We start from the raw sequence: 14,980 nt of genomic DNA, 5'->3' as shown, positions 1-14,980 counted from the left end.
CGAAAGAAAGGAGACAACATGACGTTACCCATCGATCCCACCCTGGACTACAAGGTCGCCGACATGGGCCTGGCCGAGTGGGGCAGCAAGGAAATGCAGCTGTCCGAGCGCGAGATGCCCGGACTCATGGCGCTGATCGACAAGTACGGCGACGCCAAGCCGCTGAAGGGCCTGCGCGTGACCGGCAGCCTGCACATGACCATCCAGACGGCCATGCTCATCAAGACTCTCAATGCCCTGGGCGCCGACGTGCGCTGGGCGTCCTGCAACATCTTCTCGACCCAGGACCACGCCGCGGCCGCCGTGGTGGCCGAGGGCCTGGCCAAGGTCTTCGCCTGGAAGGGCGAAACCCTCGAGGACTACTGGTGGTGCACGGAGATGGCCCTGACCTGGCCCGACGGCTCGGGCCCGGATCTTATCGTCGACGACGGCGGCGACGCGACGCTCCTGGTGCATGAGGGCGTCAAGTCCGAGAAGGACCCGTCCCTGCTGTCCCGCGAGACGGACAACAAGGAGTTCCGCTGCGTCCTCGACCGCCTCATCGCCAGCGCCAAGACCGACCCGCAGAAGTGGACGAAGATCGCCGCCCGCATCCGCGGCGTGTCCGAGGAGACGACCACCGGCGTGCATCGCCTCTACCAGATGGCCAAGAACGGCGAACTGCTTTTCCCGGCCTTCAACGTCAACGACTCCGTGACCAAGTCCAAGTTCGACAACCTCTACGGCTGCCGCGAGTCCCTGGCCGACGGCATCAAGCGCGCCACGGACATCATGGTTGCGGGCAAGGTCGTGCTGGTCTGCGGCTACGGCGACGTGGGCAAGGGCTGCGCCCAGTCCATGCGCGGCTTCGGCGCGCGCGTGCTGGTGACTGAGATCGACCCCATCTGCGCCCTGCAGGCGGCCATGGAAGGCTACGAGGTCACGACCATGGTCAAGGGCTGCGCCGAGGCCGACATTTTCGTCACGGCCACGGGCAACTACCACGTCATCCGCGGCGAGCACATGCTGGCCATGAAGGACGAGGCCATCATCTGCAACATCGGCCACTTCGACAACGAAATCGACATGGGCTTCCTGGAGAAGACCCCCGGCTGCACCAAGATCACCATCAAGCCCCAGGTCGACAAGTGGATTCTGCCCTCGGGCAAGAGCCTCATCGTCCTGGCCGAAGGCCGCCTGGTGAACCTCGGCTGCGCCACGGGCCACCCGAGCTTCGTCATGTCCAACTCCTTCACCAACCAGGTCCTGGCCCAGCTCGACCTGGCCAAGAACACGTACCCCCCGCAGGTCATGACCCTGCCCAAGGTCCTGGACGAGGAGGTGGCGCGCCTGCACCTCGCCCGCCTGGGCGTGGAGCTCGAAACCCTGTCCAGGGAGCAGGCCGACTACATAGGCGTGTCCGTGAACGGCCCCTACAAGCCCGACCACTACCGTTACTAATCAACTCCACATGACAAGGAGATTCCCATGATTCTCAACGCCGACCACTATCTGTTCACTTCCGAATCCGTGACCGAGGGCCACCCGGACAAGATCGCCGACCAGATCTCCGACGCCGTTCTCGACTGCCTCCTGGCCCAGGACCCGCGCTCCCGCGTGGCCTGCGAGACCCTCGTGACCACCGGCATGGCCGTCATCGCCGGCGAGATCACCACCGAGGCCTACGCCGACCTGCCCGACATCGTGCGCTCCACGGTGCGCGAGATCGGCTACGTCAGCTCCGACATGGGCTTCGACGCCAACACCTGCGCCGTCCTGTCGTCCATCGACAAGCAGTCCCCGGACATCGCCATGGGCGTTGACCGCGCCAAGCCCGAGGACCAGGGCGCCGGCGACCAGGGCATGATGTTCGGCTACGCCACCACGGAAACGAGCTCCCTCATGCCCGCGCCCATCTACTACGCCCACGGCCTGAGCCGCCGGCTGTCCGAGGTGCGCAAGGCCGGGATCCTGAATTTCCTGCGCCCCGACGGCAAGACCCAGGTCTCCGTCGAGTACCGCAAGGGCAAGCCCGTGCGCATCGACAACGTGGTCGTGTCCTCCCAGCACACCCCCGAGGTGACCTACGAGGAGATCGTCGAAGGCATCAAGCGCGAGGTCATCGCCAAGGTCATGCCGGCCGAGATGATGGACGCGAACACCCGCATCTACATCAACACCACGGGCCGCTTCGTGGCCGGTGGCCCCCTGGCCGACTGCGGCCTGACGGGCCGCAAGATCATCAACGACACCTACGGCGGCATGGGCAACCACGGCGGCGGCGCCTTCTCTGGCAAGGACCCGTCCAAGGTCGACCGCTCCGGCGCCTACATGGCCCGCTACGTGGCCAAGAACATCGTGGCCGCCGGCCTGGCCGGGACCTGCGAAGTGCAGATCGCCTACGCCATCGGCGTGGCCGAGCCGGTCTCGGTGCTCGTCACCACGGGCGGCACGGGCGTGGTGCCCGACGAGGTGCTGACCAAGGCCGTGCGCGAGGTCTTCGACCTGCGCCCCTACTTCATCATCAAGCGCCTGAACCTCATCCAGCCCATCTACAAGAAGAGCGCCTGCTACGGCCACTTCGGCCGCGAGGACTTCGTCTTCCCCTGGGAAGTGACCGACGCCGTCGACGACCTGAAGACGGCCGCCAAGATCTAGGACGGACGCACGAGGGCGGGGCGGGAGAAATCCCGTCCCGCTTTTTTCCGGGCACTTGACCGAGGGCCGTGTCCGGGAACATGACAGGCCATGGCCACCCCCAAACACGACACGCCCACCGACGCCATTCTGGAGAGCATCTCCGACGGCGTCTTCACCGTGGACCTCGACTGGCGCATCACCTCCTTCAACCGCGCCGCCGAGGAGATCACCGGCGTGCCGCGCGCCGAGGCCCTGGGACGCCTGTGTTCCGAGGTCTTCCGCTCCAGCCTGTGCGGCGCACAGTGCCCCCTGCAGGCCACCCTGGCGAGCGGCCGGCCGCACATCGGGACCTGCGGCTACATCATCACGGCCCAGGGCGAGCGCGTGCCCATCAGCGTGTCCACGGCGGTCTTCCGCGACGAGTCAGGTCGGGTCATGGGCGGCGCCGAGACCTTTCGCGACCTGTCCGAGGTCGACGCCCTGAAGCGCGAACTCGAAGGGCGATACCACGTGGGCGAGCTCTTCAGCCGCAGCCCGCGCATGCACCATGTGTTCGAGGTCCTGCCGGCCCTGGCGGCCAGCCCGAGCACGGTCCTCATCACCGGCGAGACGGGCACGGGCAAGGAACTTTTCGCCCGCACCATCCATACCCTGAGCGCCCACAGCGAGGGACCCTTCGTGGCCGTGAACTGCGCGGCCCTGCCCGACGCGCTGCTCGAGTCCGAGCTCTTCGGGGCCAAGGCCGGGGCCTATACCGGTGCTGTGCGCGACCGTCTCGGCCGCTTCGCCCAGGCCCGCGGCGGGACCATCTTCCTGGACGAGATCGGCGAGATCAGCCCGGCCCTGCAGGTGCGCCTGCTGCGCGTGCTGCAGGAACGGACCTTCGAGCCCCTGGGCTCCGCGCGCACCGAATCCACCGACGCCCGCGTCATCGTGGCCACCAACCGCAGCCTGCCGGACCTCATCCGCGAGGGGACGTTCCGCGAGGACCTCTACTACCGCATCAACGTCATCCGCCTTGAATTGCCTCCCCTGCGCGAGCGCAAGGACGACATCGGCCTGCTGACCGAGCAGTTCATTCGCCGTTTCAACCGCCTTCAGAACCGCAGCGTCCCCGGCATCAGCGCCGAGGCCCTGTCGCTGCTCATGGCCCACGACTGGCCGGGCAACATCCGTGAGCTTGAGAACTGCATCGAACGGGCCTTCGTGCTCTGCGGCGACGGACGCATCGGTATCGCCCATCTTCCCGAGGAGCTGACGGCCACGGCGCCCCATATCGGCGGGCACCAGTCCGTGCACGATCTTCTGGACCGGCAGGCCATCCAGGCAGCCCTGGAGAGGGCCGATTTCAACCGACTGGCCGCGGCGCGGGACCTGGGCATCCACAAGACCACGCTCTTTCGGCGCATGAAGCGCCTGGGCATGGAGCTGCCCGTCCGCGACGGCCGCTCCACCCCCCGACGGTAGCCGCGCGCAACTCTCGCGCGTCTTGTGGTGCGCCGCCGCAACCCCGCCCCTGCGCCTGATGCCCGAAATCCCCGCCCCGCCTTGGTCCGGCCCCGCCGGGCGGTCCGGTCTCTTCCGGCACGCTCCATGCTTTGCCTTGGCGCAGAGAGGGACCCTATGACCCGCATCGCAGTGCATCATTGGCAGCATCGCATCGCCCCGGTCTTCGACATCGGCGGCGAAATCCTCGTCCTCGGCAACGGCGCCGGGGCGCGCGAGGAGCATCTGCTGCAGTGTTCCGAGCCGCTGCACAGGGCCGAGGAGCTCTGCGCGCTGAGCGTGGGGACCCTCATCTGCGGGGCCATCTCCCGGTCCATGTCCGAGGCCTTGGCGGCTCGGGGCATCACTGTGGTGGGCTTCGTGGCCGGCGACCTGGACCGGGTCGTGGCCGCGTGGGAGCATGGGGGGCTCGACGAAACCTTCGCCATGCCCGGATGCCGCGGCGCGTGCCGTGGCCGGGGGGCTGGGGAGCAGCGGGCGGCCGGCTTCGGTCCCCGGCGTGCGGAAACGCCGGTGCCCGTCGCATCCGAAGACTGTCTCGACACCGGTCCCGGCGGTCAGCGCAGGCGCGCCCGCAGGGGCGGCCGGGGGCCGGGCGGATACGGGTTTCCGGGGCGTGACGGGTAATGGGACGACTTTGATATCGAAATGGACGCCTCTTGGCGCGGAGCACGCAGTTCGCGGCCGGGAGGACATGGGGATGAACACCAACAGGCTTTTTCGGAGATACTTGATGGACAACACGGAGAAGAGCGCCGCATCCGATGCGGCCCGTTCCAAGGCGTCGACGTGCGATTCGTGCACGGATTCCTCGTGCTCGGCAGCCAAGCGGCAGCTGAACGAGACGGATCAGGATTTTCAGGAGCGCAGGGCCCTGCAGGCCCGCCTGTGCCGCATCGACCACAAGATCATGGTCATGTCCGGCAAGGGCGGGGTGGGCAAGAGCACCGTGGCCGTGAACCTGGCCATGGGCCTCATGCTGGCCGGCAAGAAGGTCGGCCTGCTGGACGTGGACATCCACGGGCCCAGCGTCCCGACCATGCTCGGCCTGGAGGGCGCGACCATCGACCAGGGGCCCGAGGGCCTGCTGCCCGTGGAACTGGGCAACCTCAAGGTCATGTCCATGGGCTTCCTGCTGCGCAACCCCGACGACGCCGTCATCTGGCGCGGCCCGGTCAAGGGCGGGGTCATCAAGCAGTTCCTGAAGGACGTGGCCTGGGGCGACCTCGACTACCTGATCATCGACGCGCCTCCCGGCACCGGCGACGAGCCCCTGTCCGTCTGCCAGCTCATCAACCCCATCGACGGCGCCGTGGTCGTGACCACGCCGCAGCGCGTGGCGGCCATGGACGTGCGCAAGTCCATTACCTTCTGCGCCCAGGTCGGCATGAAGGTCCTGGGAGTGGTGGAGAACATGAGCGGCTTCGTCTGCCCCAAGTGCGGCGAGGTCACGCACATCCTGCGTTCGGGCGGCGGGAAGCGGATGGCCGACGACATGGGCGTGCCTTTCCTGGGCTCCATCCCCATCGACCCGTCCGTGGCCGAGGCCGGGGACATGGGGCAGGCCTTCGTCCTGCATCATGCGTCGAGCCCCACGGCAGTGCTCATGCGTTCCGTGATCGCGCCGCTGCTGGATCTGCCCGCACCGGCCCCGCAGGCTTGAGGCGGGAGGCGCCATGACACGGGCCGTATTGACGGTACTCGTCGACAACCAGGCCGGTTTCGGCTGCGTGGCGGAGCACGGCTACGCCCTGTGGATCGACGCCGGCGACAGGCGGATTCTGCTGGACACCGGCCAGGGCCCTGCCCTGGCCGAAAACGCTCGCATTCTGGGCGTCGATCTGGGCCGTACGGACATCCTGGCCCTGAGCCACGGCCATTATGACCACACCGGCGCGGTGCCGCTCGTCCTGTCCTCCGCGCCGCAGGCCAGGCTGTACTGCCATTCCGGTGTGACCGAGCCGCGCTACAGCATCCGGGACGGTGAGGCCCGGGACATCCGCATGCCGATGGCGTCCATGCGCGCCCTGAACGCCTTGTCCGTGGATCGTCTGCTCTGGAGCGGCGAATCCGTGCCGCTTGGCGAGGGCATGGGGCTCAGCGGCTTCATTCCGCGCCGCACGGACTTCGAGGACACGGGGGGGCCGTTCTTCTTCGACCCCCTCGGCCACCGGCCCGACCCCATAGGCGACGACCAGTCCCTGTGGATCGCCACGGACAAGGGCCTCGTGATCTGTACGGGCTGCTGCCACGCGGGGCTGGTCAATACCCTCATGCACCTGCGTGAGGTCACGGGCGACGAGCGCATCCGGGCCGTCATCGGCGGCCTTCACCTCGGCGCGGCCTCCGTGGAGCGTTTGGAGAAGACGGCCCGCGCCCTGCGCGACATGCGCGTGGGGCTCCTCGTGCCCTGCCACTGCACGGGCGAGGCCGCCGCGGCCTGGCTGGCGGACCACCTGGACTGCGAGGTGCACACGGGGTATTCGGGTTTTCGTCTGGACACGGCCGACCTCTGAAGGCGGCCGCACCGCTCCGTACACAGGAGGAACGCATGACCTACCGCATCCACCCCATCGTCATGGGCACCAAGGTCTTCGACAAGGGCATGATGACCTACCAGCACGACTACGGGACGCCCTACACCATCCCCATCTACTGCTGGTACCTGGAGGGCGGGGAGAAGAAGATTCTGGTGGACACGGGCGAGATGCGCCCCGTGGTCTCCGAGGAGCGGGAGAAGGCCATCGGCGGGAAGATCTACGGCTTCGAGGAAGGGCTGGCGCGTTACGGTTTGGCGCCGGAGGATATCGACATCATCCTGCACACCCATCTGCATAACGACCACTGCGAGAACGACGCCAAGTGCGTCAACGCCAAGATCTACGTTCACGAAAAGGAGTTGGAGCGCATCCACGACCCGCACCCTCTCGATTTCCGCTACCTGGAGGACTACATTGAGGAGGTGGAGGAGAACGGGCAGATCGTGGCCCTGACGGGCGACACGGAGATCGCGCCCGGCATCACCATGATCCACACCCCGGCCCACACCGAGGGCGGCATGTCCGTGCGCGTGGATACGGACAAGGGGAGCGTGCTCATCTGCGGCTTCTGCACCATCCTCGAAAATCTCTATCCGCCCAAGTCCGTCACGGCCATGGAGATGGAGGTCATTCCGCCCGGGACCAACGTGAACCCCTACCTGGCCTACGAAACCCTGGTCCGGGCCAAGACCCTGGTCGACCACGTCCTGCCGCTGCACGAGCCCAAATGGGCCTCCATGGAGACCGTGCCCGAATAATGCTCGTCATCAAGTGCGCCGCCTGCCGCAGGAAGCTGTGGCGCTACCGCAAGCTGGGGCCGGGCGAGGTCCTGCGCTGCCACCGGGAGCGGATCGAGAAAATCTGGTTCCTGGAGGAACGCGACGGCAAGGTCTGGTGCGAGTGCGGCAAGGCCGTGGGCATCGACAAGGGGACGTTCATCAAGATGAACAGGAACGCGTTCACGTATTCGGGGACCAAGATCGACATCTAGAGGGCTGGGCGCAGGGCGGCCGCGAGCCGGGGCGTTTCGGGCCGAGGCCGCCGAAACTTCTTCTCCGGCCTCGTAATGCTTCCCCGCCGCGTGCGGGAACTTCGGTCTGCACTTCGGGCGGCGGGACAGCGGGGAACATCGTGTTGCGCTTTGAGCGTGCGGGCAGCGGGGAAGCAAACGATGCCTGGATCAGTCGGACAGTCGGCGACCCCGGCCCGAAACGCCCCGGCCCGCTCCGGCTGAGTTTCGGGCGAAAGCTGCTGCGTGAAGACCTGTCTCATCGTCATTCCCGCGAAGGCGGGAATCCATGCCTTTCAACATCTTGAAAATACATTAAAATTGCGTGAGCGTGCCAAAGGCTGTCCCCGTGCGGCCGCGGGTCGGGGCGTTTCGGGCCGGGCCCGCCGAAACTCCTTCTCCGGCCTCGTAATGCTTCCCCGCTGCGTGCAGAGACTTTGGTTCGCACTTCGGGCGGCGGGACAGCGGAGAACATCGTTTTGCGCTTTGAGTGCGAGGGCAGCGGGGAAGCAAACGATGCCTGGATCAGTCAGACAGTCGGCGCCCCCGGCCCGAAACGTCCCGGCCCGCTTTGGCTTGCGCTTCGGGCGGACGAGATGTTCAGTCATTGCGCAGTGGTCGGAATGGATGACAAGATAGATAGAACGTAAACATGCACGGGGTGCAGGGGGCGAGCCCCCTGCCCGCCGGAGGCATTCCCAATCTTCCCTTTCTCACTCACCGCCAGGCGCCGGCGTGAACCGGATGCGCACGATGCGGCGGCGTTCCACCCTTTCCACCTTGAATACGCCTTCCTTGAGGGGCACTTCGTCGCCGGGTTCCAGGACGCGTCCGGCCTGGGCCAGGAGGAAGCCGGCCATGGTGGTGTAGGCCTCGTCCTCGGGCAGGCGGAGCTTCAGCTTGCGGTTGGCGTCGCGCACGGCGAGCATGCCGTCGAGGATGAAGGCCGCGCCGTCGCGCACGATCTGGGAGCGGACTTCCTCGTCGTATTCGTCGTTGATCTCGCCGACGATCTCCTCCAGCACGTCCTCCAGGGTGACGAGGCCCTCGAGCCCGCCGTATTCGTCCATGACGAAGACGAGGTGGGTGCGCGTGGCCTGCATCTGGCGCAGCAGGCTTCCGAGGCGCTTGCCCGACGGGACGAAGGTCGGCGGGTGCAGGAGGGCCGTCATGGAGAAGACCAGGCCGGGTTCGCGGGCCATGAAGGGCTCCATGTCCTGGCGGTAGAGGACGCCGACCATGTCGTCGAGGTCCTGGCCGTAGACGGGCAGCCGGGAGTACCCGTGGATGCGGAAGGCGGCCAGGACGTCGTCCAGGGTGGAGTCCACGGGCAGGGCGGCGATCTCCGAGCGCGGGATCATGGCCTCGCAGGCCTCGGTGGTGTTGAAGTCGAAGGCGCGGCGGATGAGGCGGCGCTTCTCCTCCTCGACCTGGCCGTGGGCATAGGTGGCGTCGATGAGCATGCGCAGTTCGTCTTCGGTGTAGACCGAGCCGTGGCTGGCGCTGGGCGTGAAGCCGAGCATGCGCACGGTGCGGGTGCCGGACCAGTCCAGGAGGCGGATGGGCCAGTGGAAGGTGCGGTAGAATATCTCCATGGGCAGGGCGATGGCCAGGGCCGTTTTTTCGGCCATTTCCAGGGCGATGGTCTTGGGCGCCAGTTCGCCCAGGACGATGTGCATGAAGGTGATCAGGCTGAAGGCCACGGTGAAGGAGATGGAGTGCAGCACGGCCGGTGGGACCCGACCTTCGAGCAACGGGTTCAGCAGATCGGCCACGGCGGGTTCGCCGATCCAGCCCAGGCCCAGGGAAGCCAGGGTGATGCCGAGCTGCGTGGCCGAGATGTAGGCGTTCAGGTGGTCGATGAGGCGCAGGAGCCGCACTGCCTTTTTGTTGCCTTCGGCGGCCAGGGTGGCGACGCGGGAGCGCCGCACGCCCACCAGGGCGAACTCTGAGGCCACGAAGAATCCGTTGGCCAGGACCAGGGCGAACACGAGAGCGAGGTAAAGCAAAGAGCCGAGCATGAAATATCCTTGATGAACACGGGCGGTCTGCCGCGCGGGTGCGCGACAATCCATTCCTAACAACGGTCCGCCGCCAGGGTAAAGAAGCAAATGGGCGTATCGCCGAAATATGTGCTATTCGTCGATGTCGATGAGGCCCAGGCGCGCGGCGTGCCGCACGAAGGCCATGGGGCTCTTGATGCCGAGCTTGGTCATGATGGAATAGCGGTGGTTGAGGACGGTTTTGCGGGAGACGAAGAGCTTGGCCGCGATTTCCTCGGGCGTTAGCCCTTCGGCCAGCAGGCGCATGACCTGCTGTTCGCGCAGGGACAGGGTGCCGTAGGAGGCGTCCACGGTCTTGGCCTTGCGGCCCGAGATGTCGCTCAGGCGCCGCAGGACCGTGGGCGAGAGGGAACCGTCGAGGTACTGGCCGCCGGCCAGGACGGTGTCGATGGCCTGCAGGATGCCTTCGCCGCCGGATTCCTTGGACATGTAGCCGCTGGCCCCGGCCTGGAAGGCAGCGGCGATGAAGTCGAGCTTGGCGTGCATGCTGACGATGAGCACGGGCATGTCCGGGCGGACGGCGCGCATCTCGCGGGTCAGTTCGATGCCGCTGCCGTCGGGCAGGGAGATGTCGACCACGGCCAGGTCCGGGGCGAGCTCCTTGGCCATGCGCAGCCCTTCGGCGCTGGTCCCGGCCTCCCCGACGACGCTGAAGTCGGGCCTGGCGCAGAGGCGGGCCCGCAGGCCGTCGCGGTACAGGGGGTGGTCGTCGACGATGAGGATGCGCTTAAGGGTGCTCACGGGTGCTCCGGTTCAGCGGGGTTTCGATGCGGATCTGCAGACCCTGGCCGGGTTTGGACTTGAAGCTGATGGTCCCGCCCAGGTGTCTGACCCGCTCGCGCATGCTCCACAGCCCCATGCGCCGGTTGCGGCCGGCCTGGGCCTGGCAGCTTTCCAGGTCCATGCCGCAGCCGTCGTCCTCGATGCGCACGATGAGGCTCGGGTAGGCGCCCAGCATGCGGATGACGGCGCGGCTGGCCCTGGCGTGCTTGCGCACGTTGTTCAGGGCTTCCTGGATGAGGCGGTAGATGTTGATCTGGGTGTCGAAATCGAAGTCCACGCCGGTCAGGCCGTCGGCGAAGACGTCGACGACGATGCCGTGGCGCAGTGAAAAATCCTCGCAGTGGGCCAGGACGGTCTCGACCAGACCGAGCTCCGTCAGGCCCGGCGGCAGCAGGCCGTAGGCCAGGTCGCGGATGCCGCGAATGGCTGCGGCCAGCCTCTCGGCGATGGCCGCGGTCTGCGCCCGGCACGGGCCGTCGGCGGACAGGGAGCAGTGGATGCGCTCCAGGTCGGCCTTGGCCAGGGACAGGTCCTGGGCCAGGTGGTCGTGGAGCTCGCGGGCGATGCGCTGGCGCTCGTTCTCCTGGGCCATGATGAGCTCCCGGGACAGGGCGCGCATGCGTTCCTCGGCCCGGCGCTGGGCCACGATGCGCCCGACCAGGTCGGAAACGGCGTCGATGAGGTTGCGCTCCTCGCGCAGGAAGGGGCCTTCGTCGCTTTGGGGCCGCTCTTCGAGGTAGCAGACCTCAACCTCGCCGCAGTTTTCATCGCCGATGACGACGGGGCTTGTCTGGCGCCATGACGTGGGACGGTAGTTGGCCGAGCGGTGGGTGTCGTCGCCCAGGCGGATGGCGGCGCAGGCGATGTCGGGGTATTGCCAGGAGGCGGGGATGAGGCCGGCGATGCCCGTCAGCAGCTCGTCCAGGGGCTGGTCGGCGCGCTGGGCCATGCGGGTGATGCCGTAGAGGCAGTTCAGCTCCTTGATGCGCTCGAGTAACGCGCTTTCGGTCCTGTGGCGCTGGGCGACGAAATCCCGCCAGGATTCGCGGGAGATGGGAAATTCTTCGGTGATGTCTGTCTGGGGGGTCATGCTTGGCTACTCCTGGCCGTCGGCCGCGTGTGGCCCTGTAGCACAGGATAGGGCGGTGGGCCAGGGGCGGAGCCGGCCTCCGGCCGGTCCGCCCCCGGGTGTCGTCATCAGCAGGACAGGATCTTGCGGGCGATTTCGTCCTGGACGTCGGTGATGAAGCGGATGCCCGTCTCCTGGGCCGTTTCGCGGTTGCCGGAGACGATGTCGTTTCGGGAGATCTCCGTGACGGAGAACTTGCGCGCACCGGCCAGGAGCTGCTGCAGGCCCGCGCCGAGCTTGTCGGCCAGGGTCCAGGCGGCGACGGCGCCGTAGGGCACGGTCTTCATCTCGTCGGCGCCGATCTTGGCCTTGAGGCTCTCGTAGCCGGCGAAGATCTGCTCGGGCGTTTCGCCGATGTCCTTGACGGTCTTGGGCAGGCTGTCCCAGTTGCCCGAGATCTTTTCCTTGCGCTCGGGGTTCAGGGCGCCCTCGATGTTGGAGCCCAGGAAGCCGGGGATCATCAGGGTGCGGCCCATGCAGATCAGTTTGACGAAGGGCGCGCCCAGGGCCAGGGCCTTGAAGATCTGGTCCTCGCGGGCCAGGCCGCCGGCGAAGGACATGTCCACGACTTTCTGCCCCTTGGCGGCCAGGATGTTGCCGTATTCGACGGCCTTGGAGTGCAGCAGGATGGACGGTACGCCCCAAGTCTCCATCATGTTCCAGGGGCTCATGCCCGTGCCGCCGCCGGAGCCGTCGATGGTCAGCAGGTCGAGGCCGGCCTCGGTGGCGTATTTGATGGCCATGGCCAGGGCTTCCATGCCGTAGGAGCCGGTCTTGAGCGAGATCTTGGTGAAGCCGATCTTGCGCAGGTAGGCCACGGTCTCCATGAAGTTCTGGTGCACGGCGTCGGCGGAGGGCAGATCGGTGTAGCCCAGTCGGCTGTGGCGGGCGAAGCCCTTGATGCCGCCGGCTTTGAAGGCTTCCTGCACTTCGGGCAGTTCCGGGTCCGGGTCCACCAGGTAGCCGCGTTTCTTCAGGAACAGGGCGTAGTCCAGGCTCTTGACCTCGATCTCGCCGCCGATGTTCTTGGCGCCCTGGCCCCATTTGAGTTCGATGCAGACCTTGCTGCCGTACTTGCCGATGACGTACTCGGCCACGCCGTTGCGCGCGTCCTCGACGTTCAGCTGCACGATCATGGTGCCGTAGCCGTCGGAGTAGCGGTTGTAGATCTCGATGCGGCGGTCCAGTTCGGGGGACTTTTCGATGCGGCCGTTCGCCATGCTGGAGGCGCGGTCGACTCCGACCACGTTCTCGCCGATGACGATGGGGATGCCGATCAGGGCGCAGCCCGCGGCGAAGGAGTCCCAGTACTTGGCGGCGATGAAGGTCGAGCCCAGGGCGCCGGTCATCAGCGGCATGCGGACCTTGGTCTTTTCCGTGGCGCCGAAGGAGGTTTCCAGGGAGACGTTGGTGAAGAGGCAGTCGTCGGGGTTGGTGGTCCGGCCGGGAGCGACACCGTTGGCGCCATAGCTGTAGCCCTGGATGCGCAGGGAATTGTAGCTCACGCCGACGTGGCAGGTGTTGGAACTGCCGGCGGTCACGGCACCGAAATCCCGGGGGTAGAGCATGTGCCGGCCTTTGAGGCAGGACATCCAGGTTTCGCACTTTCCGGCGCAGTCCGAGCGGCACAGGGTGCACAGGCCGGACTCGGCCGGGTTGCCGCGGTTGGTGGTGCCGAGAACGTCATTGCTTTTGGGCCATTGGATCATTTTTTTCGTCTCCCGTGTGCAGATGTGGATTATGTTTCTCCGACCCAAAAATATGGACGTCACCACGAAGACCGTCCGGTCCTGCATAGTGACGCTGCGCAGCGGCGCGCCCGGCAGGACGCGCGGTGGTAGGGTCAGGATAAATTCAATAGATTATCTATGGTTGGAGCTGATTCGTGTCGATAGGAATGGCGCCTTTTTCTTTGGGTCGTTTGGTCGTCGGCGCTGGGAATCTTTCACGTAATTTGGGAATATTTCCCATATTCATGAGCGGGGAGGGACTGTTTCGAGGCTTTCTTGTCTGCCGATGGGTGTTTGGAAGGATGTTGCGCCGGGCCGGAGGGGATGGCAGTGGGAAGGGCGGACGGACGTGCGATGGGCCAAAAAAAACCCTCTCGGGAGAGGGTTTCAAGCCGGGCTATTCCTGGGTCTTGGGCGCCTTCTTGCGCTTTTCCCAGAGCTTCATGCCCTGCATGGTCTTGCGGCGGTCGCGGGCCAGGGACTTGGCCACCAGGGAGGTGCCCTTCTTGTAGCCGTACTTTTCCCTGTACTCTTCCGGGGTCAGGCCGTGGGTCGCCAGGTGACGCTTGGTCAGGACCTTGAAGGACTTGCCGCACTCGCAGCAGATGACGCTCTTTTCGCGGATGGCGTTCTTGGGGTCGACGGCGGGTTCGCCTTCGGTCACGGGTGCGACGCCCTCGGCTACGCCGCGTATGTTCTGCGCCAGCGAGCGGATCATGGAGGTGATTTCGTCCTCGTTCATGTTGCGGACGGAAGCCTGGGCCTTAACGATTTCTATTGCCTGCTTGAGATAGTCTTCCATTTTTACTCCATACGTATATAGGGTCGGTATCGATGATGTAGCCAATCGATCAAAGTACCTTCTTACATAGTAGGGATTCTGCGAAAGTCAAATGCTTTCTTGGTAATCTATTGAGTCTCTTTTTGCGGTCTTCCCCGCGGCCCGGAAACACCCCCGGATGGCCGGAAACTTGGCAGGGATTTTTCTGAAATTGCATGTGCATTCCGGTGAATACAGGGGCTGGGGGGAACTTGACGGATCTGTTTTTTTTGGTTCAGCTGCGAACCGCAGGAATGAACATTTTGACGAAAGGAGGGTGTAATGCCGTCGTTTGATATTGTAAGCGAACTCGATCTGCAGGAAGTCGACAATGCGGTGAACAACGTGCGCAAGGAGGTGGAAACCCGGTACGACTTCCGCGGCGTGATCACGGAAATGGAGTTCAACCGGAAGACCAAGGTCATCTCCCTGGTCACGGGCGACGACATGAAGATCCGGGCCATCCGGGACATGCTCATCTCCCATTTCGTGCGGCGCAAGGTGGACCCCAAGTCCATGGAGTTCGGCGAGTCCGAGAAAACCTCGCGCGGCCAGCTCAAGCAGGAGATCAAGCTGCACGACGGCATCGACAAGGACAACGCCCGCAAGCTCGTGAAACTCATTAAGGACAGCAAGCTCAAGGTTCAGGCCGCCATCCAGGACGAGCAGGTGCGGGTCACGGGCAAGCAGATCGACGACCTGCAGGCCGTCATGGCCCTGCTCAGGGACGCGAAATTCGAACTGCCCCTGCAGTACGTGAACATGAAGAAGTAGCGGAGTC

At 65.7% G+C, this 14,980-nt stretch carries 14 protein-coding genes; 9 read left to right on the top strand and 5 right to left on the bottom strand.

The window, feature by feature from the left end; all coding sequences use genetic code 11:
* The first annotated feature begins 18 nt into the window (after positions 1-18).
* The 8 genes from ahcY to ACYQ3G_RS15185 all read left to right on the top strand — a co-directional run bounded on the left by ahcY (position 19) and on the right by ACYQ3G_RS15185 (position 7,656).
* Positions 19-1,440, top strand: a complete 1,422-nt coding sequence (gene ahcY, locus ACYQ3G_RS15220; protein ID WP_459827035.1) for an adenosylhomocysteinase — start codon at positions 19-21, stop codon at positions 1,438-1,440.
* A gap of 27 nt (positions 1,441-1,467) precedes the next feature.
* Positions 1,468-2,637, top strand: a complete 1,170-nt coding sequence (gene metK / locus ACYQ3G_RS15215; RefSeq protein ID WP_028576654.1) for a methionine adenosyltransferase — start codon at positions 1,468-1,470, stop codon at positions 2,635-2,637.
* A gap of 90 nt (positions 2,638-2,727) precedes the next feature.
* Complete coding sequence (locus ACYQ3G_RS15210) at positions 2,728-4,086, top strand: sigma-54 interaction domain-containing protein (protein ID WP_459827033.1); 1,359 nt, start codon at positions 2,728-2,730, stop codon at positions 4,084-4,086.
* A 156-nt stretch (positions 4,087-4,242) separates the two neighbouring features.
* A complete protein-coding gene (locus ACYQ3G_RS15205) occupies positions 4,243-4,752 on the top strand; it encodes a NifB/NifX family molybdenum-iron cluster-binding protein (RefSeq protein WP_459827031.1) in 510 nt (169 codons plus the stop codon).
* Between the two features lie 106 nt (positions 4,753-4,858).
* Complete coding sequence (locus tag ACYQ3G_RS15200) at positions 4,859-5,788, top strand: P-loop NTPase (protein ID WP_459827029.1); 930 nt, start codon at positions 4,859-4,861, stop codon at positions 5,786-5,788.
* Between the two features lie 13 nt (positions 5,789-5,801).
* Entirely contained in the window at positions 5,802-6,641 is an 840-nt protein-coding gene (locus ACYQ3G_RS15195) for an MBL fold metallo-hydrolase (RefSeq protein ID WP_459827027.1), read from the top strand.
* Positions 6,642-6,676: 35 nt separating this feature from the next.
* Complete coding sequence (locus tag ACYQ3G_RS15190; RefSeq protein WP_459827025.1) at positions 6,677-7,423, top strand: N-acyl homoserine lactonase family protein; 747 nt, start codon at positions 6,677-6,679, stop codon at positions 7,421-7,423.
* On the top strand, positions 7,423-7,656 hold the full coding sequence (locus tag ACYQ3G_RS15185) for a hypothetical protein (RefSeq protein ID WP_028576659.1): 234 nt from the start codon (positions 7,423-7,425) through the stop codon (positions 7,654-7,656). The genes ACYQ3G_RS15190 and ACYQ3G_RS15185 overlap by 1 nt, the downstream gene beginning before the upstream one ends.
* A 731-nt stretch (positions 7,657-8,387) precedes the next feature.
* Here the strand turns inward: ACYQ3G_RS15185 and ACYQ3G_RS15180 are convergent.
* From ACYQ3G_RS15180 to ACYQ3G_RS15160, 5 genes are all read right to left on the bottom strand, one after another.
* Positions 8,388-9,695, bottom strand: coding sequence for a hemolysin family protein (locus ACYQ3G_RS15180; protein ID WP_459827023.1), 1,308 nt, complete (start codon positions 9,693-9,695; stop codon positions 8,388-8,390).
* A 114-nt stretch (positions 9,696-9,809) separates the two neighbouring features.
* Positions 9,810-10,478: a response regulator transcription factor gene (locus tag ACYQ3G_RS15175; RefSeq protein ID WP_459827021.1), complete on the bottom strand. Its 669-nt coding sequence runs from the start codon at positions 10,476-10,478 to the stop codon at positions 9,810-9,812.
* Complete coding sequence (locus ACYQ3G_RS15170; protein WP_459827019.1) at positions 10,465-11,610, bottom strand: sensor histidine kinase; 1,146 nt, start codon at positions 11,608-11,610, stop codon at positions 10,465-10,467. The genes ACYQ3G_RS15175 and ACYQ3G_RS15170 overlap by 14 nt, the downstream gene beginning before the upstream one ends.
* 107 nt (positions 11,611-11,717) lie before the next feature.
* On the bottom strand, positions 11,718-13,358 hold the full coding sequence (locus ACYQ3G_RS15165) for a glutamate synthase-related protein (RefSeq protein ID WP_459827017.1): 1,641 nt from the start codon (positions 13,356-13,358) through the stop codon (positions 11,718-11,720).
* Between the two features lie 418 nt (positions 13,359-13,776).
* Positions 13,777-14,181, bottom strand: a complete 405-nt coding sequence (locus ACYQ3G_RS15160; protein WP_028576664.1) for a Ros/MucR family transcriptional regulator — start codon at positions 14,179-14,181, stop codon at positions 13,777-13,779.
* Between the two features lie 300 nt (positions 14,182-14,481).
* On the opposite strand from ACYQ3G_RS15160, the gene ACYQ3G_RS15155 reads away from it, so the two are divergent.
* On the top strand, positions 14,482-14,973 hold the full coding sequence (locus ACYQ3G_RS15155; RefSeq protein ID WP_028576665.1) for a YajQ family cyclic di-GMP-binding protein: 492 nt from the start codon (positions 14,482-14,484) through the stop codon (positions 14,971-14,973).
* Positions 14,974-14,980: the final 7 nt, after the last annotated feature.

The sequence above is a fragment of the Desulfomicrobium salsuginis genome (assembly GCF_054657795.1).
This window is presented reverse-complemented; position numbering and strand designations above follow the sequence as displayed.